Genomic DNA, 26016 nt, shown 5'->3' on the forward strand with positions numbered 1-26016 from the left:
GGCGACTTCCAGTCTTAATACCGGCTGGCGCCCTGCCGGACCTTTCCGGCGATGGCAGGGGTCCGCCGGTCAGCAAGGATCGCCACGCCTGGGGGAGGTATGGGATGGACTTGAACCGCCGCATGTTTTTGACGGGGGCTGCTTCGGTGGCCGGAACGCTGGTTCTGCCGCACGCCGCCAATGCCAATGCAGCCGCCAACGCCTATTTCAACGGCTACCAGCCCGATGGCGACTTTCAGTACAGGCGCACGAACTTCAACAAGATCGACCCTGTCTGGCACCGCCAGATGGTGAAGTATTTCAGCAACGAGCCGCCCGGCACCGTTGTCGTCGATACCAACAACCACTTCCTTTACTGGGTCTGGGAGAACAACACCGCCCTGCGTTACGGCGTCGGTGTGGGGCGCGAAGGTTTCCAGTGGTTCGGCCGGGCGCGGATCGACCGCAAGCAGTTGTGGCCACGCTGGGTGCCGCCACCGGAAATGCTGCAACGCCAGCCGGACCTGCCGCGGATGGTCGAGGGCGGATCGCCCAAAAACCCGCTTGGCCCGAGGGCTCTTTATCTTTACCGGGACGGACGCGATCTCGGGTACAGGCTGCACAGCACGCTGGAACCCTGGAGCATCGGGCATGACGTCTCCAGTGGCTGTATCCGCATGTTCCCCGAGGATGTTATCGATCTCTACCAGCGCTGTCCCAAGGGGACGGGTGTCCTGGTTCTGGAGCATCTTGGCGCAAATGCCGGCTGAAGCCGGTGCCGCAGACTGAATCACGAAGAGAAGTGGGGGCTTCCTTGGGAAATAGATTGGGCCGGATCGGCCAGGGCGCGTTTGTCGCCTGCATGCTTGCCTTTGGTCTTGCCGGCTGCAACAGCGCCGGCCTGACGTCGCCGGACGTGACAAATGCTCCGGCCGCCGGATTCGGTAATATCTCGTCAGGCTCGGAGGAAGAGTTCATCCTCAATGTCGGCCGCCGGATCTATTTTGAAGAAGGCTCGGCTGTCGTCTCCGAAGAGGCCCTTATCACGATCAAGAACCAGGCGCAGTGGCTGAAGAAGAACAAGAAGTGGCTGGTCAAGATCCAGGGTCATGCGGACGATCCGGGCAGCGAGGCTGCGCAAAAGACCCTGTCCACCCAGAGGGGCGATGCCGTCATGGCCGAATTCGTCAAGCTCGGCGTCAACCCCAAGCGCATGTGGGTCAAGGGCTATGGCGTGGAGCGGCCGGTGACGGACTGCGACAAACTGACCTGTCAGTCACAGAACCGCAGGGTGGTCGTCAACTTGAGGGAAGAGTTCGACGACTCCGCTCCAGCGGCTTTGCGCTAGTGGTTCGATTCTGACATTTGCATCCCCCTGCTGCTAGCGCCGGAGCAAATGTCAGAATCATAAGAACCACTAGATAAATATATGATTCTAGTGGAGCTTTTGAATTTGACATTTGAGCACCAGCCTAGCCGCGACCGGGACTCAAATGTCAAATTCGCTCCACTAGATCAGCGGACGCACAACCGGGTCCGGTTGAGTGTCCAAAGCTGATCGATCTTAAGGTGGTAGAGCATCTTAGGTGCGTTCTCCTGAACGCACGATGCTCTCTCTCTGACGCCGGCTTTGCGGGACGGAAACTCAGAAAACGCAAAAAACCTGTTTACCCCGGCGGCAGAGGTCTATAACGGTCTCTGCCATTGCCGCTGCGGTCATCGAGAAATAGGAATGTCTGAAGACAACGGTTCCCCTCCCTCCCAGCCGGAATTTCCGCAAAAGCCGGGCAAAAGGCTAACTCTCGGACATATTGCCGACCAGCTCGGGATATCCACGGCCACCGTGTCGCTGGCGCTGCGGGACAGTCCGCTTGTCGCCGAAGAGACACGGGTGAAGGTCAAGCAGACCGCCGAAGAGATCGGTTACATCTACAATCGCTCTGCCGCGTCGCTGCGCACCGCGCGCAGCCAGATCGTCGGTGTCGCGGTCCACGACATCCTGAACCCTTATTTCGCCGAAGTGTTTTCCGCGCTTGAGGATGTCCTCGAAGAGCAGGGGCAGATGATCTTCATCTGCAACCATCGCGACGACGTCAAACGCCAGCGTGCCTTCGTCAACACGCTGCTGCAGCACCGGGCCGACGGCCTGATCCTGTGTCCCTCCGTCGGCACCTCGGCAGAGGAAATCAACCGGCTGGTGGACCAGGGCATTCCGGTGACGCTTGTGGCGCGCGAAGTCCCCGGCGTCTGGGCGCCCTGCGTGCGCGGCGACGACCTGGCCGGCACCTACCAGATCACCAAGCATCTCATCAAACAGGGGCACAAGGACATCGCCATGGTCGGCGGGCGGCGGGAAAGCTCCACCGGGCGCTTTCGCAATGCCGGCTGGCGCAAGGCACTGGAAGAAGCCGGCATCGACCCTGCGGGCCAGCTGGACCTGCCGGAGCTGATGACCCAAGCGGACGGACGGGCAGCCGTGCCGAAGATCATGGAGGCAGAGCGCCGGCCGACAGCCATCGTCGGCTTCAACGATCTGGTCGCGCTTGGCATGATGACCACCTTCCGCCGCGCCGGCATCGAACCGGGGCCGGATATGGCGATCACAGGTTATGACGATATCGACGGCGCGGATGCCCGCACGCCCGCGCTGACGACCGTCTCGGCCCAGCCGGACAAGATCGGCCGCCTGGCGGCCCTCACCCTGCTGCGCCAGATCGCAGGCGACCGGGTCCCGAATACACCCATCGTCATCGAACCGGAAGTGCGCATCCGCGAAAGCTCGCCGCCTCCGGGTGTGCGCCTGGCACCGAAGCTGGCTGAGTAAAACGGGCGGCTGGGGCTGCCCTCAGCTTACACCTTCCACGAATATCCTCGCCACCGTCCTCCCGGCCAAGCGAAGTGTGAGCCGGGACCGGGGAAGCATGGAGCGGGGGTCTTTTTCGTTTGATCGCAAATCTTTCGGCTCTCCGGTCCCGGATCTTCGATGCGCGGCGTCCGGGATGACGAGAAGAGAGGTGTTGCAAAGAAAAACGGGCGGCAAATGCCGCCCGTTTCATTGTGGGGTGCTGTCCTTCAGCGTGGCTCGTCCTTCAGCCCCTTGAAGATGGCGTAGCAGGCCAGCAGCAGCACGATGGTGAAGGGGAAGCCCGTCGAGACCGCCATGGCCTGCAGGGCGCCGAGGCCGCCGCCGAGCAGGAGCGCGATGGCGACGAGGCCCTCGAAGGTGCACCAGAAGACGCGCTGGGGCACGGGGGCGTCGACCTTGCCGCCGGCGGTGATGGTGTCGATCACCAGCGAGCCGCTGTCCGACGACGTCACGAAGAACACGATCACCAGGACGATGCCGATGAAGGAGGTGATCGAGGCCATCGGCAGGTCGGCGAGCATGCCGAACAGCGACAGTTCCGGGCTGTAGCTGGCAATCACATACTGATGCACCTTGCTGCTGTCCGGATTGGTCAGGACCTGTTCGATTGCCGTGCCGCCGAAGGCCGTCATCCAGATCACGGAGACAATCGTCGGGATGATGAGCACACAGACAATGAACTCGCGCACGGTGCGGCCGCGGCTGACCCGGGCAATGAACATGCCGACAAACGGCGACCAGGAGATCCACCAGGCCCAGTAGAAGGACGTCCAGCCCTGGCGGAAGCCGTCATCCTCACGGCCGAAGGGCATGGACAGCGGCACGATCTCCTTGCCGTAGGCAAAGAGGTTGGCGACGAAATCGGTTGCCAGGGTGGCCGTTGGGCCGGCGGCGATGACAAAGACCAGCAGCAGCGCGGCGATCATCATGTTGATCTCCGACAGCACCTTGACGCCGCCGTCGAGCCCGCGCAGCACCGAGATCAGGGCAACCGCCGTGATGCCGATGATGAGCACCACCTGTGCCGTCACGCTGACTGGAATACCGAAGACGAAGTCGAGACCGGCGTTGGCCTGCTGTGCGCCGAAGCCGAGCGAGGTTGCCAGGCCGAACAGGGTCGCGAAGACGGCGAGGATGTCGATGACGTGTCCCGGCCAGCCCCAGGTGCGTTCGCCGAAGATCGGGTAGAACACCGAGCGCATCGTCAGCGGCAGGCCCTTGTTGAAGGAAAAGAGCGCCAGCGCAAGTGCCACCACAGCGTAGATCGCCCAGGGGTGCAGGCCCCAGTGGAAGATGGTGGCAGCCATGCCCATCGCCTTGGCGGCAGCGACATTTTCCTCAATCAGATTGCCGTCGGCATCGAACGGGGAAGGCACGCCGACCGGCTCGGAAAAGGCCATGTGATAAACCGGCTCCAGCACGCCGAAAAACATCAGCCCGATGCCCATGCCGGCGGCAAAAAGCATCGCGAACCAGCCGAAATAGCTGTAGTCCGGGTCGGCGTCCTTGCCGCCGATGCGCACGTTTCCGAGGGGTGTCACGATCAGCGCGAGACAGACGAGAACGAAGATGTTGCCGGAGATGATGAAGAACCAGTCCAGGTTCGACGTCAGCCATTTGCGCATGGCATCGAAGATCGGCCCGACTTCGGTCTGGAAGGCAAGTGTCAGGAAGACGAAGGCGACGATCGTCAGGCCGGAGATCAGGAAGACCGGATTATGGATGTCGAGATCGAACGGACCGACCGAGGTTTCGATATTGTCCTGGCCGATCTCGTATTCCGTATCGATGAGATTGGCGGCACCGTCCGGACCCGGGATGCCCTGGTTATTGGCGCTGTCACTCATGGGCGCGCTCCTTGTGTGTAATTGTTTTGTTATCTGACGAGAAAGACAGAGACATCCGCATGCGCCGCGATGCGGCCGCCGTTCGACGGCCAGATATGGTCTGGCAGATGCGGGATATGGGTCGCCATCACGACGAGGTCCGCGCCGCATTCGTGCACGGCCTTCAGCAGGCCGTCTTCCAGTTCAACGGCAGGGTCGTGAACAAAAACTTCGTGGCCGGTGGCGTCGATACCGTGAAGTCGGCCCTGCTCTGTCGCATAGGACGCGAGCTTGTTGCGAAACTCTTCAGGCGTATGGGCAAGCGCACCGGGCGCATTGGAAGTTACAGCTGCAAATACAACCGCAATATTGTCGGCTTTCGCCAGGTTTGCCCCCGCCTGAACGGATTTTTCAAGTTTATCCGCATGGCGTAGGTCAATAGGAATGAGTATTTTTTTGAACAAATGTCCCTCCCTGAGTGATAACGACTAAAATATTTTGATATCAAGTCGTTGGTATCATCACGCGGAGGGTCCGCACAGGCATTGAATGATATTGTTTTGTTACTTGTTCCGCTCCGCTGTGGCTCAGAATACTGTCGCACAAATGGTAACGAGCGTCAAAAGAACGGCAGAAACAGGTGCCGTTACGACACCCGTGCAAGAAATGACAGCAACCTGGAAACCGGTTCATGGAGAGGCAGCGGCGAACGTCAAAGCCCTTCGCCGCTGCGCTTCAATTCCGCCGTGGGTCGCCTGGTTACAACACCGGAGATTTTTCCGGCTGTAACGCCTTGTGGGCGACGCATTTGTTGCGGCCGGTCGACTTGGCTTCGTAGAGCGCCATGTCGGCCTTCTGCATCAGGGTCGAGAATTCGACATCCTCGCGGGCGGCCGAGGCAAGGCCCATGCTGCAGGTAACGGTCTGCGCGACCACGTCATGCTGACACTCCTGCATGATTTTCAGCCGCAGGCGCTCGCAGACCAGCATGGCGTCGTCCATGGTGGTGTTGTGCAGGATCATGCAGAATTCCTCGCCGCCGACCCGGCCGAAGACGTCGACCGCGCGCAGGGCGCCGCCGACAATATCGGCGAATTTCTTCAAGACTTCGTCGCCGGTGGCATGACCATGCAGATCGTTGATCTGCTTGAACTTGTCGATATCCATCATGACTGCCGTGAACGGCCGCTTGGTGCGGCGGAATCGCTGCACTTCCGTGTTGGCCTGTTCCAGGAAGGCGCGGCGGTTGAGGATCTGGGTCAGGTCGTCGACGCTGGCGACGCGCTCCAGGTTGATCTTGGCATTCATAAGCGCCTGATGATCGCGCTGGCGGGCTATCTCGTGGCCGATCCAGTCGGCGAACTGACGCACGATCTGCAGGTCGGACGGTGTGAAGTTACGCTTGCGGATTTCGGAATCGGTGAAGTTGATCGTGCCATGCACCTCGCCATCCACAAGCAGCGGTGCGCCGATATAGGTCTCGAGCTTGAAGATTTCGTAGCAGGGATGCTTTGCGAAGGTGGAAGAGGCAGCGTTGGAAGTGGCAACTGCATCATCGGTGCGAAGGGTCAGATTGCAATAGGTATCCTTCAGCGGGAAGGAGGTCCCGGGAACAAGCTCGCCGTTGGGGCTCTGGGCGTGGGTAACCGTGTAATGGTCGTCGATCACATGACTGATAATGCCGAAAGGCACCTCGAAATGCTCGGTGCCAAGGCGCAGGATTTCCGCGATCTTGTCCTCGTGTCCGAGTTCCCGTGTCGATGTGATGGCATAGAGTTCTGCCAGGGTCCGTTCCGTTTTCTTCCGGTCGGTAATGTCGGAAATCAGAACGACGATGCCGAGGACGTTGCCGTCCTCGTCGATGCGCGGATTGCAATCCACAAGACATTCACGGGTAATGCCGTCCGGGAAGTGGAAGCATGTTTCAGTTGAGACCTTCTCTCCCTTCTGGGCGGCCATGAACATCGCGCGCGCATTTTCGCGCTCTTTCCAAGGCAGGCGGTCGCGCAGACGGGTCCCGATCAGGTTTTCGGCTTCGTCGTTGAACCAGGCGCAGCCGGTTTTGTTGATAAAGACACAATTGCCGTCCAGGTCCACGTCCATGACGCTGGCAACGATACTGTCGGCCATCAGGCTGAGGTTCTGGTAAGCGTTTTCCGCCTCTGCCCTGGCCTTTTTCAGCTCCGTGATGTCGGTTCGAATTCCGGCTATGCCACCACGGCGGGTGCGCATTTCGGAAATCCGGATCCATCGCCCGTCGCTGAGATTCTGCTCGAGAACAGCACCGTCAGCCGCCAGATGCCGCTCGAGGCGTTCTGCTAGCCAATCTTCCGCACCCAGACCGCCGGTATCGTATTGCTTCCGGTTGAGGCCGAAACGCAGAATGTCCTCAAAGCGGTTGCCAGGGAACATCGACGGTGCGGACGGTGCATAAATTTCGCGGTAGGTATCGTTGCAGATGATCAGCCGGTCTTCCTTGTCGAAGATTGCAAAGCCTTCGCTGATTGCATCCAGCGCGTCCTCGAGCGTCAGCGCAATGTCGCTCAGTTTGCTTTCAAGAGCCTTTCGTTCGCTTTGATCACGGGCGATAAAGAGGAGACCGCTCAGGCATTGATCTGTATCGAAGAGAGGCGCGCTGACCACTTCCACGGAAGCCGTGGTGCCGTCCTCCAGAACGAGTTCGACTGCGTACGCCTTGCGATTCCGATGGTCCGTCGGGACTTGATAAAGTTCGGCCATCTGTTCGTACTGACTGGGGTCCGCAAAAAAGCGTTTCGTCGTAGAGCCAACGATATCGTGGCTCTTGCCGCGAAGCAGTTTCTCCATCGCTTCATTGATGAAAATTATGGTTCTTTCGGCATTGGTGACGAGAACACATTCGTTCAAGGCACCGAAGGACTGTTCAAGATCCAGAACTATGCTCTCTGCCATTTGTGTCCCCGTTGTCTCGCCTTCGCTTGGGCTTGTCCCTTATTGAAGACAATAAAAGTTTAATAAAAGGGATACGCAAAGGAAGACTCGTGGAAGAAGTTGATCTCGTTAACCTTGTGCCGGGGTTGCGATTGGTAATAGTGCTTATTGTTCAAGTCGTGGTGCTGTCTTTGAGGAAGTTGTCGATCCTCTTCAACGCCTCACGAATGTTGCCGACCGAATTTGCGTAAGACAATCTGATGTAACCCTCGCCCAATATTCCGAAATCCGGACCGCCTATGACGGCAACACCTGCCTCCTCCAGCAGAGCCGAGGCCAGCGCCTTGGCTTTCCAGCCGGTGTTCTCGATATTGGGAAAGGCGTAGAACGCGCCGAGCGGCGTCCGGCAGGAGAGATTGCCGATGGCGTTGAGGCCAGCAACCGTCACCTTGCGCCTTTCGTCGAAGGCCGCGACCATTTCACTGACGGCTGTCTGCGGTCCGGTGAGCGCTTCCAGGGCGGCGAACTGGGCCGGAGCGTTGACGCAGGACCAGGCATTGACGGCGAGCTTGCGCGCCTTGCCGATGAGGCTGTCCGGCCAGAGCGAGAAGCCCAGACGCCAGCCGGTCATGGCATAGGTCTTGGACCAGCCGTCAAGCAGGATCAGCCGGTCATGCAGGGTCTCGAAGGTGAGGAGGGAGACATGCGACATGCCGTCATAGGTCATCTGCGAGTAGATCTCGTCGGACAGGACCGCGACGTCGGGGAACCGTTCCAATCCGGCGACAAGTTTTTCGATTTCGGCGCGCGGTGTCACGCCGCCGGTCGGATTGGCAGGCGAATTGAGGATCAGGAGCCTGGTCTTGTCCGTGATGAGGGACAGCGTTTCCTCGGCTGAGAAGGCAAAGTTGTTTTCTTCGCGGATCGGCACCGGCACCGGCCGGGCACCGGTAAACTCGATCATCGAGCGGTAGATCGGAAAACCGGGATCCGGATAGAGGATCTCGGCGCCCGGTTCGCCGAACATCAGGATCGCCATGAACATGGTCACCTTGCCGCCGGGAACGATCAGCACATTGTCCGGGTTTGTCTCCGTGCCGTGGCGCCTGAGTAGGTCAGCGGACACCGCCTCGCGCAGGGGGGCTATACCGGTGGCCGGTGTGTAGCCGTGCTGGCCGTCACGCAGGGCCTTGACTGCTGCCTCGACGATATTGTCCGGGGTCCTGAAATCCGGTTGGCCGATGCCCAGATTGATGATGTCGCGCCCCTGGGCGGCGAGCTCCGTCGCACGGGCCAGCACGGCAAAGGCGTTTTCCTCGCCGATGCGGTCAAATCCGCTGATCGTCTGCAGCATTCCGGTCTCTCCCCGAGGGCTCTTCGGCGTTTTCGCAGGTCCGCCAGCATGGTCGGGGCTGACGGTACTGCGGCGTCAAGGGCCTTGGAAAGGCTGAAAAGAGGGGAAAGCGTTCGGGCGAGGCACTTCACCGGTGGGGAGGCGAGCGATGGGCCAGCAGCTCTGCCGGCCTTATACCAACCTCAACACATAGGAACCCATCTGACCGCGTTGCGCCGCTTGAACGGCCAGCCAGGCCGTCCTGCGCAACGCGCCTTGCCGGCAAACCGGAACAGCACCATCAGATGGGTTCCTATGTGTTGAGGTTGGTATTAGGGTTTCGCGGGTTGCCAAAGTTCGATCGGATTGCCCTCCGGATCGTGGATCCGGGCAAACCGGCCAACTTCCGAGTCCCATTCGGCCCGGGTTTCCACCGCGATGCCGCTTTCCGTCAACTTTCTGATGAAGCCGTCGAGGTCATCGACCCGGAAATTGATCATCCATTGCTGTTCCGCGCGCCCGAAATAATCGGTGGTCGCAGAGAAAGGCCCGAAGATGGTCATCCCCGCCTCCTGCTGCCACACAGACTTCTGCAGGTTGTCGATGCCGAGATGGGTCTCATACCACTCCGCGAGCCCGGCCGGGTCCGCTGACCTGAAGAACACGCCACCAATTCCAACGACTTTCGGCATGAGTTGCTCCCTTGATAAAGACGGTGATGCAGGCAAGAGGCGAAGGTGTCCCGATGGCGTTTCGCGCCGGTGCAGGTCAAATGACTAAAGTCCTTCGCGACGGCGATCGACTATATCTATCCACTGATCACCTTGGTGAAAAACCGGCGCATGTCGGCGACAAGCAAGTCAGGCGCATCGAGGGCCGCGAAGTGCCCGCCGTGCGGCATTTCCGTCCAGTGAACGATGTTGTTCGAACGCTCGGCGAAGTTGCGCACAGACCGGAAATCGTTGGGGAACACGGCAACGCCGGTTGGTGTCGGGTTGTCCACCTCGCGATAACCTGCGCCTGTTTGCGTGTCTTCGAAATAGACGTTCGCCGCAGATCCGCTGGTCGCCGTGAACCAGTAGATGGCGTTGTTGGTCAGATAGCGCTCCCGGTCCACTTGATCGACGCCACTTCCCTCAAAACCAAACCACAGTTCGGCATTCCAGGCCAGCTGGCCGAGTGGCGAGTCGACTAGTGCAAAGGCAAGTGTGCCGGGGCGCTTCGACTGGATGGCCTGGTATCCGCCGTATTTTTCAAAGGAGGCCAGGTTCGCCATTCCCTCCAGCTCGAAGGGGGAGAGTTTCTCCATCTCGCCTGGTTGTCCCGCGGGAAAGGCGAAGATCTGCAGAAGGTGCGTGCCGGCAAGACCTTCAGGTGCGAGGATGCCGAGTTCGCGGCCGACGAGAGCACCCGCATCCCCTCCGTGAGCACCGTAGCGTCCGTATCCCAACCCTTTCATCAGCGTATCCCAGGTCTTTGCCGTTTTGGCACTGTCCCAGCCCGGCGATGTCATCGGACCGGAAAACCCGAAGCCCGGCAGAGATGGAATGACAAGGTCAAAAGCAATCGACGGGTCCAGTCCGTGCGCTTGCGGATCGCTCAAGGGGCCAATCAGGTCGATGAATTCGATGAAGCTGCTGGGCCAGCCGTGGCTGAGGATCAATGGAAATGCGTCGGGCACCGGCGACTTGATATGCATGAAATGGATCGGCTGACCGTCGATCTCCGTCATGAAGTGAGGGAACCGGTTCAGCTCGCGCTCATGCGTCCGCCAGTCGTAAGCGGTCCTCCATTGGTCGGCGAGTTCCCGGATCAGACCGGCCGGCTGGCCGCGTGACCAGTCACCGGTGATGGCAGCGGGCCACCGTGCCTTTTCCAGGCGATCTTTCAGGTCTGCAATCGCCTCGTCGCCGATCTGGATCTTGAACGGTTCTGCGGTGAACACCGGGTATTCCTCCTGTGATAGCGAAAGGGCGGGGCTGTTTGCGAGTGAAGCGGCAAGCGAAATCGCGCCGCCGCTGAAGGCGCGCCGGGTAATTGTCATGTCCTGACGAGGTAGAACCCGGCGGGGCACGGGCATCCGTCCCGCCGGAGGCGAAGGTGCTGTCAGACCGTCAATGTGCCGCGCATGACGACGATGCCGGCGCCTGAAATTTCCGGCTCGGGGGAAAGGCCGACCTTCAGGATGCTCCGCCGGCCCATTCTGGTGCCCTGTTCGATCTCGATGCGATCGGAAATCAGGCCTTCGGCTGCGAGGTAGGCTGCAAGCGGGCCGGCTGCGGTGCCGGTTGCCGCGTCTTCCCAAAGCCCGACCGTCGGGTTGAAGAACCGTGCATAGGCCCGGTCCGGCGCGGCAGCAGAAATTGCATAGATGTAGCACCCCTCCGCCGAGGCTGTGTCCAGGACCTTCAGAAGCGCTTTTGCTGCCGGATCGGCGCGGTCGACCGTCGCGGCATCGCGAAGACGTACCAGGAGGTGCCCTGCGCCTGTATTCGCGACACGCGGCGCAGGGGTTGAAAGAACATCTTCCGGGGCGAGGCCCAGTGCCGCCGTCAAGGGCGCAAGGTCTCTCAGTTGAGTCCCCAACTTGAGCGGGGCCTGCTTCATCCGGCCGTGGATGCGGCCTTCCATCGGCCGCAGTTCGATCGGTAGTACCTCCCCCGCGATTTCCTGCCGGAACTGACGCGGGGCAGAGATCGTGCCGAATTTGCCGCTTTCGGCAAGCCAGAGCCAAGCACCGAGTGCATTGTGGCCGGCTCCGCCGACTTCGGCTCCAGCCGCGGTGAAGGACCGGAGTTTGAGGTCCGCTCGCTCGCTGTGCATGACGAAGGTGGTTTCCGCCTGGTTGAACTCGCTCGCGATCCGCCGCATCTGGCTCTCGGAGAGCCCGTCGGCATCTTCCACGACTGCAAGCGGATTGCCGCTCAGCGGGGTGTCGGCGAACACGTCGATGAGGCCGGCGGCGTGGGCAGCACTGTTCGATTGCGAGGACATGGCCTTGCTCCTATCTTTGCGATGGCGCTGACTGTGCACCGGACGGCCTCACGCGCAAAACGCGCATTGCTTGCCTGATTGACAAGGGAAACTAATCATTCGTCCCTCACTTGAATCCCTTCGCATCCTGGAAATGTGCGTCAGCATAGGCAGCTTTGCCGGTGCGGCAGATCGTCTGGCCCTTACGCCGGCGGCTGTAAGCCTGCGCATTCGCACGCTCGAGGCGGAACTCGGTCAGCCCCTGTTCAACCGTATCGGCAGACGGGTCGAGCCGACGCCGGCAGCGGCAGCGCTGGCAATCCGGATCAGGCAGGCCCTGGATGGGATCGGCGAGGCGCTCGATGCATTTCACGCGGCTGCAGCGCCGCTGCGGGTGACGGTACCCCCCGCTTTCGCCGCTCTCTGGCTGGCGCCGAGACTGCCCGGTTATCGTGTGCCGGGATGCGCGGCCATCGAACTCGATATTTCCTCGGATCTGCGGACACCGCCCGCCTTCGATGTCGCCATCCGGACCGGGCGGGGAGGTTGGGACGGACTGGATGAATTTCCGATTGCGCCGGTCGATGTCACGCCGATGGTGGCCCCTTCGCTGCTCGAAGGCCGCAGGCTGGCCGATCCGGAGGATCTTGCCGGGTTCGATCTCCTGCGCCATCCCGACTGGAGCAAATGGTTTGCAATGGCGGAGCGGACAATGCCGAAAGGCCTGCGCTTCACCGGCATCAAATACTCGCTTTTCGAACTGATGGCGGCCGCAGCGGTCGCGGGGCATGGCGTTGCCTTGCTGTCGCCGACGCTCTTCCACCCGCTGATCGACGAAGGCAAGCTCATTGCGCCCTTCTCCACCGTGTTGAAGGGTCCGGACTGGTATTTTGCGCTGATCCGGGAAGGCGATCAGCGCCCGGCGCCGCGAGACTTCTGCACGTGGCTCCGCGAGGAGATCTGCCGGTCCTAGATGTGACGTGCGGGGGGCGCGCGGGAAATACCTGAACAGCACCCCAATCCCTCCAGCCGGTTTCCACAGGCCGGGCTGCAAACGGGAAATTTCACCACCGCCCTCCCAAAGCGGCGGTGTTATGCTTATATTCGCGCCAAAGCGGCCCGCCGGATAGCGGGCACCTTCCCATCCCCTGCCAGGAAATTTAGCGCAATGACTGCGACCCAGGACAGCCAGGCCCAGATCCCCGTCACCGTACTTACGGGCTATCTCGGTGCCGGCAAGACGACCCTTCTCAACCGCATCCTGACCGAGAACCACGGCCAGCGGTACGCGGTGATCGTCAATGAATTCGGCGAGGTTGGCATCGACAACGACCTTCTGGTCGAATCCGACGAAGAAATCTTCGAAATGAACAACGGCTGCATCTGCTGCACGGTGCGCGGCGACCTGATCCGCACAGTGCAGAACCTGATGAAGCGCAAGAATTCCTTCGATGCCATCATCGTGGAGACGACCGGCGTTGCCGATCCGGCACCGGTCGCCCAGACCTTCTTCATGGACGACGACGTGCGCGCCGCCGCAAAGCTCGATGCGGTGGTTGCCGTCGTCGATGCCCGCCACGTGCTGCAGCGTCTGGAAGACACCGAAGAGGCGGAAGACCAGGTGGCCTTTGCCGACGTTATCCTGATCAACAAGACCGATCTCGTCTCCGCCGAGGAACTGGCCGCCGTCGAGGCCCGCATCCGTTCCATCAACCCCTACGCCGTCCAGCATCGCAGCGAGCGCTGCAGCATCGACATTGCCAAGGTGCTTGACCGCGGCGCCTTCGATCTTGACCGTATCCTGTCGCTCGACCCGCATTTCCTGGAGCACGGCCACCACGCCGACGAATGCGGCCCGGATTGCGACCACGATCATCACCACCACCATGAACATGACCACGATCATGAGCACGGACACCATCATCACGGTCACGGTCACGGGCACGATCATGGGCATCACCACCATGAGGAGGATCCGCATTCGGTGAAGAGCATCTCGCTGAAGGCCGGCGACCTCGATCCGAACATGTTCTTCCCCTGGGTCAATCAGGTCACCCAGGTCCAGGGTCCGAACATTCTGCGCATGAAGGGGATCCTGGCCTTCAAGGGCGATCCGCAGCGCTACGTGATCCAGGGCGTGCACATGATCGTCGAGGGCGATCACCAGCGTGACTGGAAGGACGGCGAACAGCGCGAAAGCCGTCTCGTCTTTATCGGCCGCGATCTCAACTGGGATGTGCTGAAAGACAGTTTCCAGGCCTGCGTCGCCCAATAAGGACCTCACGTTTTGCCGACAATTGCACCAGTGGACGCGGACGGCTATGTCGTCCGCGCCGGTTTCCTGAAAGGCTGCGCCTATTTTGCCTCCGGCGAAGGCGAGATCATCTTTTCCGGAACGGGAGAAACCAAGCACCGTCCGCACAAGGCGGGACTGCTGGCGGCCGAGCCTGCCATCGACCGGACGGCTCTGATCACGTCCGGGGACGATGGCTGCATCTATCGGACCGGTGTGGACGGATCTTCCGAACTGGTGGCGGAACGGCCGCGCAAGTGGATCGACCTGATCGCGGCAGGCCCTTCCGGAGCGGTTGCCTTTGCCAGCGGCCGCACAGCCTGGGTGAAGCTCGGCAGCGGTGAGGAAAAGGAATTCGCCCACGACCGGGCAGTTGGCGGTCTTGTCTTCGCGCCCAAGGGCATGCGTCTTGCAGTTTCCCGGTATGACGGGGCGACGCTGTGGTGGGCCGGGACAGCCGGTGCGCCGGTGGAACTTTCCTGGAAGGGCGCGCATCTCGGCGTCAGCTTTTCGCCCGATGGCAAATATCTCGTGACGTCGATGCAGGAGAACGCGCTGCACGGCTGGCGCCTGTCGGACAGCCAGGACATGCGCATGACGGGCTATCCGGCCAAGGTCAAATCCTTCAGCTGGTCGGTGAAGGGGCGCTACCTTGCGACCTCCGGCGCCAATGCCGCGATCCTGTGGCCCTTCTTCGGCAAGACCGGGCCGATGGGGCAGACGCCGCTGCAGCTCGGAACGCGCGGCGACAACCTGGTGAGTGTGGTCGCCTGTCACCCGAAGGAAGATGTCTGCGCGGTCGGTTATCAGGACGGCATGATCCTGATGTGCCGCTTTGCCGACAATGCGGAAGTCCTGCTGCGCCGGCCGGGCCAGGGGCCTGTGTCGACACTCGAATGGGATCCGGAAGGCGTCCGGCTCGTTTACGGTACTGAGGCGGCCGAAGCCGGGATCGTCAGTCTGCAGGACTGAGATATCTCTTGGGGCACTGGCCGCGGTAAGGGAGGTCCAGATGGCACGTATCCTGATGCTGCTTGCCATGCTCTTGAGCGGGACGGCGACGTCGCAGCTGCCGGAATTCTCGCAGCAATACCGGCAGAGGCTCGGCGGCGCCATCGATGCGCTGGAAGAAGTTCTCGCCGACTTCAACCGCGATGCCGCCCGTCACGGCCTTACCCCGGCCGAAGCGATCGCCCGGCAGAAGGCGTCGGAAGACCCCTTCGTGCGCTCGCGCGGCGACAGCATGCTGAATGCGGAAATCCGCCTCAGCCGGCTGAAGCTGCAACAGGACGAATTTGAAATGGCGGGGCCGTTGGAACGGCTGCTGATATTTGCCCGCGGCTTCGATCCGCAGCTTGCCCAGGCAACCGCCTCGGACTACGAACCCGCCGTGCCGGTGACGCCCACGGGTTTTGCCAGCGCCGGCATCGGCGCGCTTGGCGGCCTTCTGGTAATGCGCGCACTCTTTGGCGTCGCGCGTCTCGGGCGCCGCCGCAAGCCCGTTCGGGAGTGACCGGCGCAGCGACGAGAATACCGCGAAGCTTTTGACCGGCCGATATCAAATACGCTAAGCAGGGCGCTTGTGCCCGCAAGCTGGAAGGAAACCGGATGGACGCGATTACGCGGATGCGCTGCTTCATTCAAGTCGTCGATTCGAACGGATTTTCCGCAGCTGCCCGCGAAATGGGCCGGTCCAAGGCGCTGGTTTCCAAATATGTGGGCGAACTGGAGGACGAGCTGGGCGTGCGCCTCTTGAACCGCACGACGCGGCAGGTCTCCATGACGGAGGTCGGCGAGGCCTATTACAAGGAGGCGGTGGAGATCCTGCAGCGGATCGACGATCTGCAGGCCTCTGTCCAGTCAAGCCACCAGGAGGTGCGCGGCCGCTTGCGTGTTTCCGCACCCCGCTCCATGGGCGACGACCTGCTCAACAGGGCAATGATGCATTTCCTGGTCCGCTATCCGGAGATCAACCTGGATCTCAGGCTGGAGGACCGGTTCGTCGATCTGGTGGAAGAGGGCTTCGACCTCGCCGTACGCGTGACGCAGCTGGAGGATTCCAGCCTCATCGCCCGGCGGATCGCACCCTTCCGCACGGTCGTCTGCGCAACGGCGGAGGTGATCGAGAGGTTCGGAGCGCCGAAGGTGCCGGCCGATCTCGCCTCCCGTCCCTGCATCATCGATACCAATTACCGCTACAAGCAGAACTGGGCCTTCCAGAAGAACGGCGAGCGCCTGTCCGTTGCTGTCAAGGGACCGCTGGAGGTCAACAGTGCTGCGGCGGCGCGGGAAGCCGCGCTCTGCGGGCTCGGATTTTTGCGGACCCCGTTCTTCTTCGTCTCGGAGGATATCGAAAACGGCAACTTCATTGTTCTTCTGGAGGATTTCGAGGAGCCGATGCGCGGTATTCATGCAGTATATCCGCACCGGCGGCATCTGAGTGCCAAAGTTCGTGCTTTCGTCGATTTCCTTGTCGAGTGGTATTCCTCGGGTCGCGGCAATCAATAAATTTCAAACACCAAAGCTAATATTCCGGCTGCTGCCCGGGTGCCGGATATCCTTGAGGAATGACTATATGAAGCTTTTTTCCGCGCCGGGGCCGTCAAGATTTTCCACCTGCGGTTATTTAAGTAAAAATACGTGGACCAAGTTCCGGCGAAAGAATGACTTGAAAGTCAGAGGTATAGGCACCAAAGTCTAATCATGGAAAACGCTCAGGAACATATCGCAGCCCGTCTGGAAGAGGTCTTCTGGAGCCGGGGGTTCGCCGAGCCGAGCGTTCCGGAACTGAGAGCCGGCGCGGGTGTCAGCATGCGCACGCTCTACCGGCATTTCCCGTCCCGCGAGGCAATGGTCCTCGGGGCTCTTGAATACCGCCACCGGCGGTATCTCGTCTATGTGCGCGAAGGCGTAAGCGTGCCCGGACTGGAGGCCGCCGTGCAGCTCTTCGACAAGCTGGGTGGCTGGATGCGCATGACGGCCGGCAAGGAATGCATGTTCCGCCAGGCTCTTGCGGCCAATCCTGACAGCGCGGAAATTGCCGCCATGGTCAAGCGCCACAAGGGCGAGTTGCTGCGTTTCTTTGGCGAACTCAGTGGCCAGGAGGGGTTCGCCTCGAAGCTCTACCTGCTGCACGAGGGCGTGACGGCCTGTTATGCCGAAATGGGCGAGGCCGCTGTCGAGGACGCCAAGTCCCTTGTGCGGCAAATGTTCAAGCTCGCCAACGAGAGCAAGTTTTCCTGAAACGAAAACGGCGGCCTCAAGTGCCGCCGTCCGGTTACTTGCGATTCCGTCGCTCAGGCCTTGCGGGCCTTGGCAAGACGTTCTTCCGCCATGGTGTCGGCAACGCGCTCCGGCGTCACGTTTTCGCGTGCGGCGCGTTCGAAGATAACTGCCAGCGTTTCGCCGATGGCGACTGTCTTTTCCCGCACTAGCTTGTCGCCGCTGTCGGCTGTCGCCAGCGCGATGGAGATGACGCCGCCCGCGTTGATCGCATAATCCGGGGCATAGAGGATGCCGCGCTTCTTCAGCGCTTCGCCGTCGGCCGGGGTCTGCAACTGGTTGTTGGCGGCTCCGGCAACGATCTTTGCCTGGATCTGCGGAACGGTGCGGGCATTGAGGCCTGCGCCAAGGGCGCAGGGAACGAAGATGTCCGCTTCCACCATATGCGCTTCGGCCGGATCGACGGCGGTCGCGCCGAAAGCTTCGATTGCCTTGAGGACGGCCGGGGCGTGAATATCGGAGACGATCAGCTTCGCACCGGCTGAATGCAGCTGGCGGGCAACGTCATAGCCGACATGGCCGAGGCCCTGGACGGAGACGGTCCTGCCTTCCAGATCATCGCTGCCGAAGACGAATTTCGCAGACGCCCTGATGCCTTCGAAGACGCCGAGCGCAGTGTAGGGCGAGGGATCGCCAAGGCCGGTTGCCTTTGTGCCGCGCACATGGGCGGTGTGGCGGGCGACAGCCTCCATGTCGTCCGGGGAAACGCCGACATCCTCCGCGGTGATGTAGGTGCCGGACAGACGCTCCACATGACGGCCGAAGGCTTCCATCAGGGCTTCGGACTTGTCCTTGCGCGGATCGGCGATGATCACGGCCTTGCCGCCGCCGAGATCCAGACCTGCGAGGGAGTTCTTGTAGGTCATCCCGCGGGAGAGGCGCAGGGCGTCCGTCAGCGCATCATGGGGGTTTTTATAAGGCCACACACGGCATCCACCGAGTGCCGGCCCGAGAGTGGTGTCGTGGACCGCGATGACTGCGCGCAGTCCGGTCTGTTTGTCCTGGACGAACACGACGTTTTCGTGAGTGCAGGTTTCCGGGTGATCGAAAACAGCACCGTGGTGAACAGATGTGTGCAAGGCGTTCATTTCTGGCTCGGCAGTTTGGTTATCGTTGTGAATATTTTACGCCTCTCTCCGGGAAGAATGTCTTTTTTCTCCTAATTCTCACATTGAGTTGAGCTGAAACGTTCCGCTGGAAGCGATTTGACGCGAAAATCGTTCTCAGAATTTTTCGCGCCGCAAAACCCGGCCAGCCATTATCCTGCCGTCTTCTCTGGTCAAGGAGGACTCAGCGTGTCATGTAACCCTATTACGTCTGACCTTGCGGGTGATTTCGTGCTCAAACTTTCCGCCTCATCGATCCGGGGGCTTGCGGCTGCCGCAAGCCACGCAATGCTTGCATTGGTGCTGCTGCTGGCTGCCCTCACCGGTGCCGCCGCCCACCCCCATGTCTTTGTCGAGGCGCGCTCCAGGCTGGTGTTCGACGATGCCGGCAACGCCGTTGCCCTGCAGCAGATATTCCGGTTCGACGAAGCCTTCTCCGCTTTCGCGATCCAGGGCTTCGACACAAACGGGGACGGTATCTATTCAAGAGAGGAACTGAGCGAGCTCGCCAAGGTCAATGTCGAGAGCATGGCGGATTTCGGTTATTTCACATTTGGCGACAACACCCGTGTGGAGTTCGATTTCAACGCGCCGACGGACTATTGGCTTGAAGTGGTCGACGTGCCGCTGAAGGACTATTGGGTGATGAAGCCGGAAGACTTCGCGGCCATGGAAGAAGACGTGCGCTTGAACGGCGGCTCCCTGCCGGAAACCGCGAAGCTTCTGCAGCTGCATTTCCTGCTGCCGTTGAAGGAGCCGAGTGACGCGGCCAATGTGATTACGCTCGATGTCTACGACCCGACATATTATGTCGATTTCCGCTTCGGCAAAGAAGACGGGGCTGTCGGTCTCGTCAATGCGCCGGGCGAATGCCGTGTAACGCGCAAGGAGCCTCCGCCGCTGGACGCGGCTGCGGCCTATGCACTGGCACAGATCGGTGCGGACCAGCGCGATTTGCCGCCGGAACTTCAATCGGCCGCGGCGAGCCAGATCAACCAGATGATTGTCGCCTGCGGTGCGGCTCTTGCGGCGGCACCAGCACCGGCACCGGCAGTACCGGAAAGTGTTCCTGCAGCCGACGTGGAAACTTCTGCCGGCACGAGCACCATGGTCACGGCCGAAGACACCGGTCCGGCTTCTCAGGCCCCTGCCATTGCGGACGCTGACACTGGTGCAGTCGAGACATCCACTTCGACGGAGGTGGCGGAGACTTCCGCGAACCCGGTCAAGCGCATCCTCGGGATCATCGCAGTCAAGCAGAAGGAATTCTATCAGGCGCTTGTCGGCAGCCTTAGGTCCTTCCGCGCCAATCCGAACGCGGCCTGGCTCCTGATCGGTCTCTCCTTCGCCTACGGGATCTTCCATGCGGCGGGCCCCGGACACGGCAAGGCGATCATCACGTCCTATGTGGTTGCCAACAACGAAACGCTGAAGAAGGGCATCGTGCTTTCCTTTGCATCCGCCTTCGCCCAGGCGGTCACGGCGATCGTTCTTGTCGGCGGGCTCGCGGTCCTCTTCAATCTTACCAGCATCGTCATTCAGGATACGGCTTTCTGGCTGGAGGTCGGGTCATATGTGCTGATCACCGGACTTGGCGGCTGGCTTCTCTGGCAGAAAGCCGTGCGCCCGTTTGCGGCTGCGCTTGCCTTGCGCTTCAGCGGTAGCGAGCTGGCCGTGGCGGGGGCGCCTCAAGGTCATCATGGTCACGGCCACCACCATCACGGCCACGATCATGGCCACCACCATCACCACGATCATTCCCATCATCATGAGATCGGTGCGGACGGGGTTTGCTCCACATGCGGTCATGCTCATGCGCCGACACCGGACATGATGCAAGGCCGGATCACGCTGGCGCGCGCCGGATCCATCGTGCTTGCCGTGGGCCTGAGGCCCTGCACCGGCGCATTGATCGTTCTGGTGTTTGCCCTTTCCCAGGGCATGATCCTGGCCGGGGTCGCCTCGACACTGGTCATGGCCGTCGGCACGGGGATCACGGTGTCCCTGCTGGCAGGGCTCGCCGTCGGGGCGAAGGATCTTGCCATAAGGCTCTTCGGCGAAGGCAGCCCGATGGCAGGCAGGGTTCACCGGATCATCGAGATCACCGGCGCGAGCGTGGTGTTCCTGCTTGGATTGACACTTCTGCTCGCGACAGTGGGCTCAAGGTGGGGGCTGGTCTAAAGCCCCAGCCGCTTCACCCGGTAAGCCCTGACCGCGTCGCCGAAGGCGGCGAAGAGTTTTTTGGATGGCCCGTCCGTGGTCACCCAGTATTCGGGATGCCACTGGGTCGCCAGCACATAGCCGGCGCTGTCCTTCACCGAGGCTGCCTCGATGGTGCCGTCCTCGGCTTCGGCTTCCGCCGTCATGCCGTTGCCGAGTACGCCGACGGCCTGGCGGTGCAGCGAATTGACCTCGAAAGGCTCGTCACCCAGGACCGCGGCAAGGCAGCCGCCAGAGGCGACCTCGACCGGATGCGCGATGCGGAAGCGCTCGTCCTGCTGTTCGGACGTCGGGGCCCGGTGATCGCTCCGGCCTGCCATCGTCTGGATTTCGGTGTGCAGGGTGCCGCCCATGGCGACGTTCAGTTCCTGCATGCCGCGGCAGATGGCAAAGACCGGGATGCCGCGTTCCACAGCGCGTTTCAATAGCGGCAACGTGGTGGAATCACGGGCTGGATCGTACGGGCCGTTTTCTTCCGTCGGGTTCTCGCCGTAAAGCTCCGGATTGACGTTGGAGCGGGAGCCGGTCGCCAGCACGCCGTCGACCTGGTCGAGTGCGGCGTCGAGATCGAGATCCGCGCCGAGCGAGGGCAGGATCATCGGGATGGCGTCGGAACCCTTCAGGACGGCCTGAAGATAGGTGGAGGTGGCTGCGTGCCAGTTATAGCCCTCGATGGTCTTCACATCTGCGGTGACGAGGACGAGCGGTTTGGACATCTTATGCCTGTAGACTGGGAGAAACGGGTCTCGAACTGGAATGTGATCACAAAATAGACGTCAAAGCTCAGTCCAGCAATCCCAGATCCTGCGCAACCTTGTAGAGTTGAGCAGCATTCTTGGTGCCGACCTTCTCGCGCAGGTTCAACCGGTGGGATTCGACGGTGCGCACGCTGATGCCGAGGTCCTTGGCGACCTCCTTGTTGGGCTGGCCTCTGGCAATGGCAGTCAGGACCTGGCGCTCCCGGTCGGTCAGGCCGTAGGGATCTTCGACCGGCGCGGACATGCCGGCGCCGACAAGCGTCGGTCCGACCGCGGAGGAGAAGTAGTAGCCGCCATTGGCAACGCTGGTGATGGCGGTGATCATTTCCGCCGCCGAAATGTCCTTCAGGATATAGCCACGCGCACCTGCCTGGACGACGCCGCGTACATATTCCGGATTGTCATAGACCGAAAGGATCAGCACCGCGACGCCCGGCAGCGTCTTGCGGATCTCGGTCGCTGCTTCCAGTCCGTTCATCACCGGCATGGAGACGTCCATCAACAGGACGTCCGGACGCAGCTCACGCGCAAGGGTGAGCGCATCGCGGCCGTTGGTGGCTTCGCCGACGACCTCAAGGGCCGGTACCTTCTGCAATCGGGCGCGAATGCCGTCCCGGACCAATTCGTGGTCGTCCGCAAGCAGGACGCGGATCGGTTTGGTGAAGGTGCGGGGAGAAGGTGAATGCATGGTCATATTTTCATCATGCCGCTTTTGCCGCCGTATTGTCGAGTGGCATCTGAACCTTGATCCGGGTTCCACCGGGAGATCTGCGGCTCAGGGTTAACCGGCCGCCATAGGTTTCAATCCGTTCGCGCATGTTGCGGAAGCCGAGCCCCCCGGATTTTGGCAACGGCCGCGGCAGACCGACGCCGTTGTCCTCGACCGAAAGCACCAGGTTCTGGCCGCCGACTTTCAGTGAAATGGTCACCTCGCTGGCATGCGCGTGGCGGGCCACGTTGGTCATGCATTCCTGCACCACCCGGTAAAGCGCGGTCTTGGCACCTTCCGACAGGCGGCTGTGGCATTGTTCCGCCGAGACATTGACCGTGATGCCCGACTGGTTCTGGAATTCCTTGCCGAGGCTGCCGAGGGCCGCCGCCAGGCCCATGTCGTCGAGAACGCTGGGGCGCAGGTCCCGCGAGATCCGCCGGACCTCGGCAATGGTGCCGTCGAGCGTCTTCAGGCATTTGGCGGCCTGAACCTGCAGGTCCGGGTCGCGGTTGGCCTCGCTGTGGATCATTTCCACGCCGTAGCGCACGGACACGAGCAACTGCGAGATACTGTCGTGCAACTCGGTGGAGACGCGCTTGCGCTCCTGTTCCTGCACCTGGAAGATCCGGTTTGTGAGTTCCTTCAGCTTGCTGTCGGCAAAGCGCTGTTCGGAAAAGCGGACGCCCGCGATCAGCGAACCGGCAATAATGATTGCCGCCAGGGTGATCATGAAGATCACGAACAGGGTCTGGCGGATGGAGCGCGCGAAATCGGTCCGGATGCCGGTGATCTCGCGGGCGATGTCGTCGGTATAAAGGCCCGTGCCAAGCATCCAGCCCCACTTTTCGAGCAGGATGGCGTAGCCGAGCTTTTCCTCCACGGTGCCGGTGGAGGGCTTGTGCCAGACATATTGATGGAAGCCGCCGCCATGCCTGGCCGCCTCGATCAGGTTGCGGATCACATAGTCGCCGTTGGCGTCCTGCAGGTCCCACCAGTTGCCGCCGACAAGTTGCGGCAGCTTCGGATGGACGAGATTCGTGCCGTCGAGCGTATAGGCGAAGAAATAGCCGTCATAATCGAAGGTCAGGTGCTGCAGGATATCCTTGACCTGTTCCTGCGCGGCCTCGCGCCCGCCCGGTTCCTCGCGGTAGATCTGCTCGATGGAGGTCAGTGCGAGGCTGACATAGTTGCGGATCTCCTGGCGCTTGGCAGACAGGATGCGCTGTTCTACCGCTTGTGTCTGGGCGTTGATCAACTCGCGGGACTGATAGTAGGTGGCGCCGCCGATCAGGAGGGACACCGCGATCAGGGGCAGTATCGTGATGAGCAGCAATTTGGTCTTGAACGTCACGGAAGGTGCCCTCTTGTTGCGCATCAGCGCCGCGAACTGACTTTCTCTTGCGCAGTTCTCGGTAGAACTACTGAGAAGCTGCGCAGAACCACGAATAGCTTATCGGACCTCCGGTCAACTAGACATACGTCGAGATCGGTGCAAGTGTGTACCCGGTCCGAAATCGGGTCCGTTTAGGGAGGAAACTAATGGATCGTCGTTCGTTTATCAAAAAGGCTGGTATTGGCGCTACGGGTGTCGCAGCTGGTTCCATGCTTGCTGCTCCGGCCATTGCGCAGGGCACCAAGGAGATGGTCATCGTCTCCACCTGGCCGCGTGACTTCCCGGGTCTCGGCATTCCGGCACAGCGCCTGGCAGCCCGTATTGCAGAACTGACCGAAGGCCGCCTCAACGTTCAGTATTTCGCCGCCGGCGAGCGCGTCGGTGCATTCGACTCCTTCGACGAAGTCGCTTCCGGCAACGCACAGGCCTATATCGGCGCCGACTATTACTGGAAGGGCAAGCATCCGGGCTGGGCAGCCTTCACGGCCGTACCCTTCGGCCTGACCCAGACCGAAATGGACGCCTGGATCAAGTACGGCGGCGGCCAGGAACTGTGGGACGAGCTCGCAAGCGAATTCGGCCTGAAGAACCTCGCCATGGGCAACACCGGCGTGCAGATGGGTGGCTGGTTCAACAAGGAAATTGAAACCGCCGACGACCTGAAGGGTCTGAAGATGCGTATTCCGGGCCAGGGCGGCGACGTCATGGCGAAGCTCGGCGCGTCTCCGGTGTCCCTGCCGGGCGGCCAGATCTACGAAAACCTCGTCTCCGGCGCAATCGACGCAACCGAGTGGGTGGGTCCGTTCAACGACTACTTCATGAAGTTCTACGAAGCCGCCAAGTACTACTACTATCCGGGCATGCACGAGCCGGGCGCAATGCTGGCCCTTGGCATGAACAAGGCCTTCTGGGATGGTCTCGACAAGGTCGACCAGCAGATCATCGTCGCCGCCTGTGCGGAAGAGAACTCCAACACCATGGCGGAAACCAACGCCAACAACGGTAAGTACCTCACCCGTCTCGTCAACGAGCACGGCGTGGTGCTGAAAGAGTTCTCCGACGAGATCTACGACAGCTTCGGTGAAGCTGCCCAGGAAGTTCTGGAAGAAGCTATGGATCACTCCGAGCTCTCCAAGAAGATCTTCGAAAGCGTCATCAATGCGCGTCAGGAGATCGGCAGCTACATGGCGATCTCGGACATTGCCTACAGCAACAAGCGCAACCGCTTCCTCGGCATTCCGGGCTAAACGGTCGGCGAATAAAAGGGGCGGGAGCAATCCCGTCCCTCTTTGCATTGACGAGATCAAAATAGAGGCACAGCCACGATGACGGCCTTGGACACTGTTCAAGACGGCTCGCCTGTTATGAAATCCGGCGGCTCGGCCTCGCCGGAAAGCGCCCGCTTGTTCCGCCTGTTCGGCTGGATCGTACTGGCGATCATGACGGCGTTTCTGCTCAACAACTATCTGACCTACTGGCAAAATCTTCCGGGCATAGCGCCGGTCTTCGGCGGCGCGGCCAACGGGTCGATGCCGGTCGTGTGGTCCTGGCTGCAGCTCGGGCTCTATGCGCTGCTTGTCGTGGCCGCCCTTGCCTATGTGATGAAGAACGGCAACACGCTTCGCCAGGACAGCGTGCGCATCAGCAACCTGAATGCCTACCTCATCCGGGCGTGTTTCTTCGCGGTGCTCATCGTCGGTCTGGTCGACAGTGCCATTTCATTCCTGCGCATCGAAGGGTTTCTGCCCGACGTCGTCGGACAGGCCCTGGCGGACGATCTCGGCAAGTCTCAGTTCCGCGGTCCCTATGTGCACATGCCGCTGATCGCGCTGTCTTTCGTGCTGGCATTGTTCACCCGCACCCTCGGCTTCACCTGGCTGGCACTTCTGGTCGTTGCCGCAGAGCTGGCGATCGTGATCGGCCGTTTCGTGTTCTCCTACGAGCAGGCCTTCCTGGCCGATCTCGTGCGCTTCTGGTACGCCGCGCTGTTCCTGTTCGCCAGCGCCTATACGCTGCTGGAGGAGGGGCATGTGCGCGTTGACGTGGTCTATGCCGGGCTGTCCGCCAAGGCGAAGGGGTATGTGAATGCCATCGGGTCGGTTGTCCTCGGCATGAGCCTTTGCACCGTCATCCTCGTCATCGGCATGGGCGGCAAGCAGAACATCATCAACAGTCCGATCCTGACCTACGAGACCACGCAGGCCGGCTTCGGCCTCTATGTCAAATATCTCATGGCCGGCTTCCTCGGCGTGTTCGCCGTGTCCATGATGATCCAGTTCGTGGCCTATTTCCTGGACGCGGTCGCCGACATACACGGCGAACCGGGCGGCCGGGATCATGACAGCCATACTGTTCAATAGCGCCT

Annotated in this window: 23 protein-coding genes; 12 read left to right on the forward strand and 11 right to left on the reverse strand. The window is 61.1% G+C overall.

From position 1 onward, the window contains the following. The first annotated feature begins 104 nt into the window (after nucleotides 1-104). From ACX3M4_RS22140 to ACX3M4_RS22150, 3 genes are all read left to right on the forward strand, one after another. Nucleotides 105-749, forward strand: a complete 645-nt coding sequence (locus ACX3M4_RS22140; RefSeq protein ID WP_459355136.1) for a L,D-transpeptidase — start codon at nucleotides 105-107, stop codon at nucleotides 747-749. 92 nt (nucleotides 750-841) lie between these two features. Beyond that, entirely contained in the window at nucleotides 842-1327 is a 486-nt protein-coding gene (locus ACX3M4_RS22145; RefSeq protein WP_459359487.1) for an OmpA family protein, read from the forward strand. Between the two features lie 384 nt (nucleotides 1328-1711). Next, nucleotides 1712-2803 carry a LacI family DNA-binding transcriptional regulator gene (locus ACX3M4_RS22150; protein WP_459355137.1) on the forward strand — a complete coding sequence of 364 codons (1092 nt, stop codon included), beginning with the start codon at nucleotides 1712-1714 and terminating at the stop codon, nucleotides 2801-2803. Between the two features lie 248 nt (nucleotides 2804-3051). On the opposite strand, the gene ACX3M4_RS22155 is transcribed toward ACX3M4_RS22150, so the two are convergent. The 7 genes from ACX3M4_RS22155 to ACX3M4_RS22185 all read right to left on the reverse strand — a co-directional run bounded on the left by ACX3M4_RS22155 (nucleotide 3052) and on the right by ACX3M4_RS22185 (nucleotide 11908). Next, nucleotides 3052-4692 (reverse strand): BCCT family transporter, encoded by a 1641-nt coding sequence (locus tag ACX3M4_RS22155; RefSeq protein WP_459355138.1) that lies wholly within the window; start codon nucleotides 4690-4692, stop codon nucleotides 3052-3054. Between the two features lie 29 nt (nucleotides 4693-4721). After that, nucleotides 4722-5135, reverse strand: a complete 414-nt coding sequence (locus ACX3M4_RS22160) for a universal stress protein (protein ID WP_459355139.1) — start codon at nucleotides 5133-5135, stop codon at nucleotides 4722-4724. A 295-nt stretch (nucleotides 5136-5430) separates the two neighbouring features. Further along, nucleotides 5431-7602 carry a diguanylate cyclase gene (locus ACX3M4_RS22165; RefSeq protein ID WP_459355140.1) on the reverse strand — a complete coding sequence of 724 codons (2172 nt, stop codon included), beginning with the start codon at nucleotides 7600-7602 and terminating at the stop codon, nucleotides 5431-5433. Nucleotides 7603-7753: 151 nt separating this feature from the next. Then, nucleotides 7754-8935, reverse strand: coding sequence for a pyridoxal phosphate-dependent aminotransferase (locus ACX3M4_RS22170; protein WP_459355141.1), 1182 nt, complete (start codon nucleotides 8933-8935; stop codon nucleotides 7754-7756). 311 nt (nucleotides 8936-9246) lie between these two features. Beyond that, on the reverse strand, nucleotides 9247-9606 hold the full coding sequence (locus ACX3M4_RS22175) for a VOC family protein (protein ID WP_459355142.1): 360 nt from the start codon (nucleotides 9604-9606) through the stop codon (nucleotides 9247-9249). A 116-nt stretch (nucleotides 9607-9722) separates the two neighbouring features. Next, entirely contained in the window at nucleotides 9723-10859 is a 1137-nt protein-coding gene (locus ACX3M4_RS22180; RefSeq protein ID WP_459355143.1) for an epoxide hydrolase family protein, read from the reverse strand. A 161-nt stretch (nucleotides 10860-11020) separates the two neighbouring features. Continuing rightward, entirely contained in the window at nucleotides 11021-11908 is an 888-nt protein-coding gene (locus ACX3M4_RS22185; RefSeq protein ID WP_459355144.1) for a PhzF family phenazine biosynthesis protein, read from the reverse strand. Nucleotides 11909-12005: 97 nt separating this feature from the next. Here ACX3M4_RS22185 and ACX3M4_RS22190 point away from each other — a divergent pair, with 97 nt between their 5' ends. From ACX3M4_RS22190 to ACX3M4_RS22215, 6 genes are all read left to right on the forward strand, one after another. Beyond that, nucleotides 12006-12860: a LysR substrate-binding domain-containing protein gene (locus ACX3M4_RS22190; RefSeq protein WP_459359488.1), complete on the forward strand. Its 855-nt coding sequence runs from the start codon at nucleotides 12006-12008 to the stop codon at nucleotides 12858-12860. A gap of 195 nt (nucleotides 12861-13055) precedes the next feature. Continuing rightward, on the forward strand, nucleotides 13056-14162 hold the full coding sequence (locus ACX3M4_RS22195; protein WP_459355145.1) for a CobW family GTP-binding protein: 1107 nt from the start codon (nucleotides 13056-13058) through the stop codon (nucleotides 14160-14162). 12 nt (nucleotides 14163-14174) lie between these two features. Continuing rightward, entirely contained in the window at nucleotides 14175-15152 is a 978-nt protein-coding gene (locus ACX3M4_RS22200) for a WD40 repeat domain-containing protein (RefSeq protein WP_459355146.1), read from the forward strand. 40 nt (nucleotides 15153-15192) lie between these two features. Next, nucleotides 15193-15693, forward strand: coding sequence for a DUF2937 family protein (locus tag ACX3M4_RS22205; protein WP_459355147.1), 501 nt, complete (start codon nucleotides 15193-15195; stop codon nucleotides 15691-15693). Between the two features lie 95 nt (nucleotides 15694-15788). Beyond that, nucleotides 15789-16688, forward strand: a complete 900-nt coding sequence (locus ACX3M4_RS22210; RefSeq protein ID WP_459355148.1) for a LysR family transcriptional regulator — start codon at nucleotides 15789-15791, stop codon at nucleotides 16686-16688. Nucleotides 16689-16883: 195 nt separating this feature from the next. After that, nucleotides 16884-17423: a TetR/AcrR family transcriptional regulator gene (locus ACX3M4_RS22215; RefSeq protein ID WP_459355149.1), complete on the forward strand. Its 540-nt coding sequence runs from the start codon at nucleotides 16884-16886 to the stop codon at nucleotides 17421-17423. A gap of 53 nt (nucleotides 17424-17476) precedes the next feature. On the opposite strand, the gene ACX3M4_RS22220 is transcribed toward ACX3M4_RS22215, so the two are convergent. Beyond that, nucleotides 17477-18550, reverse strand: a complete 1074-nt coding sequence (locus tag ACX3M4_RS22220; RefSeq protein ID WP_459355150.1) for a Glu/Leu/Phe/Val dehydrogenase dimerization domain-containing protein — start codon at nucleotides 18548-18550, stop codon at nucleotides 17477-17479. 306 nt (nucleotides 18551-18856) lie between these two features. Between ACX3M4_RS22220 and ACX3M4_RS22225 the strand changes: the two genes are divergently transcribed. After that, nucleotides 18857-20749, forward strand: coding sequence for a HoxN/HupN/NixA family nickel/cobalt transporter (locus tag ACX3M4_RS22225; RefSeq protein ID WP_459359489.1), 1893 nt, complete (start codon nucleotides 18857-18859; stop codon nucleotides 20747-20749). Here ACX3M4_RS22225 and ACX3M4_RS22230 read toward each other — a convergent pair. From ACX3M4_RS22230 to ACX3M4_RS22240, 3 genes are all read right to left on the reverse strand, one after another. Continuing rightward, nucleotides 20746-21504 (reverse strand): gamma-glutamyl-gamma-aminobutyrate hydrolase family protein, encoded by a 759-nt coding sequence (locus tag ACX3M4_RS22230; RefSeq protein ID WP_459355151.1) that lies wholly within the window; start codon nucleotides 21502-21504, stop codon nucleotides 20746-20748. The two genes, ACX3M4_RS22225 and ACX3M4_RS22230, sit on opposite strands and share 4 nt — an antisense overlap. A gap of 67 nt (nucleotides 21505-21571) precedes the next feature. Continuing rightward, a complete protein-coding gene (locus tag ACX3M4_RS22235) occupies nucleotides 21572-22234 on the reverse strand; it encodes a response regulator transcription factor (protein ID WP_459355152.1) in 663 nt (220 codons plus the stop codon). 13 nt (nucleotides 22235-22247) lie between these two features. Further along, nucleotides 22248-23609, reverse strand: coding sequence for a cache domain-containing protein (locus ACX3M4_RS22240; RefSeq protein ID WP_459355153.1), 1362 nt, complete (start codon nucleotides 23607-23609; stop codon nucleotides 22248-22250). Between the two features lie 188 nt (nucleotides 23610-23797). Here ACX3M4_RS22240 and ACX3M4_RS22245 point away from each other — a divergent pair, with 188 nt between their 5' ends. After that, nucleotides 23798-24898 (forward strand): TRAP transporter substrate-binding protein, encoded by a 1101-nt coding sequence (locus ACX3M4_RS22245; RefSeq protein WP_459355154.1) that lies wholly within the window; start codon nucleotides 23798-23800, stop codon nucleotides 24896-24898. 78 nt (nucleotides 24899-24976) lie between these two features. Further along, nucleotides 24977-26011 carry a TRAP transporter small permease subunit gene (locus ACX3M4_RS22250; protein WP_459355155.1) on the forward strand — a complete coding sequence of 345 codons (1035 nt, stop codon included), beginning with the start codon at nucleotides 24977-24979 and terminating at the stop codon, nucleotides 26009-26011. The last annotated feature ends 5 nt before the right edge of the window (nucleotides 26012-26016 follow it).

Source organism: Roseibium sp. M-1 (genome assembly GCF_054515675.1).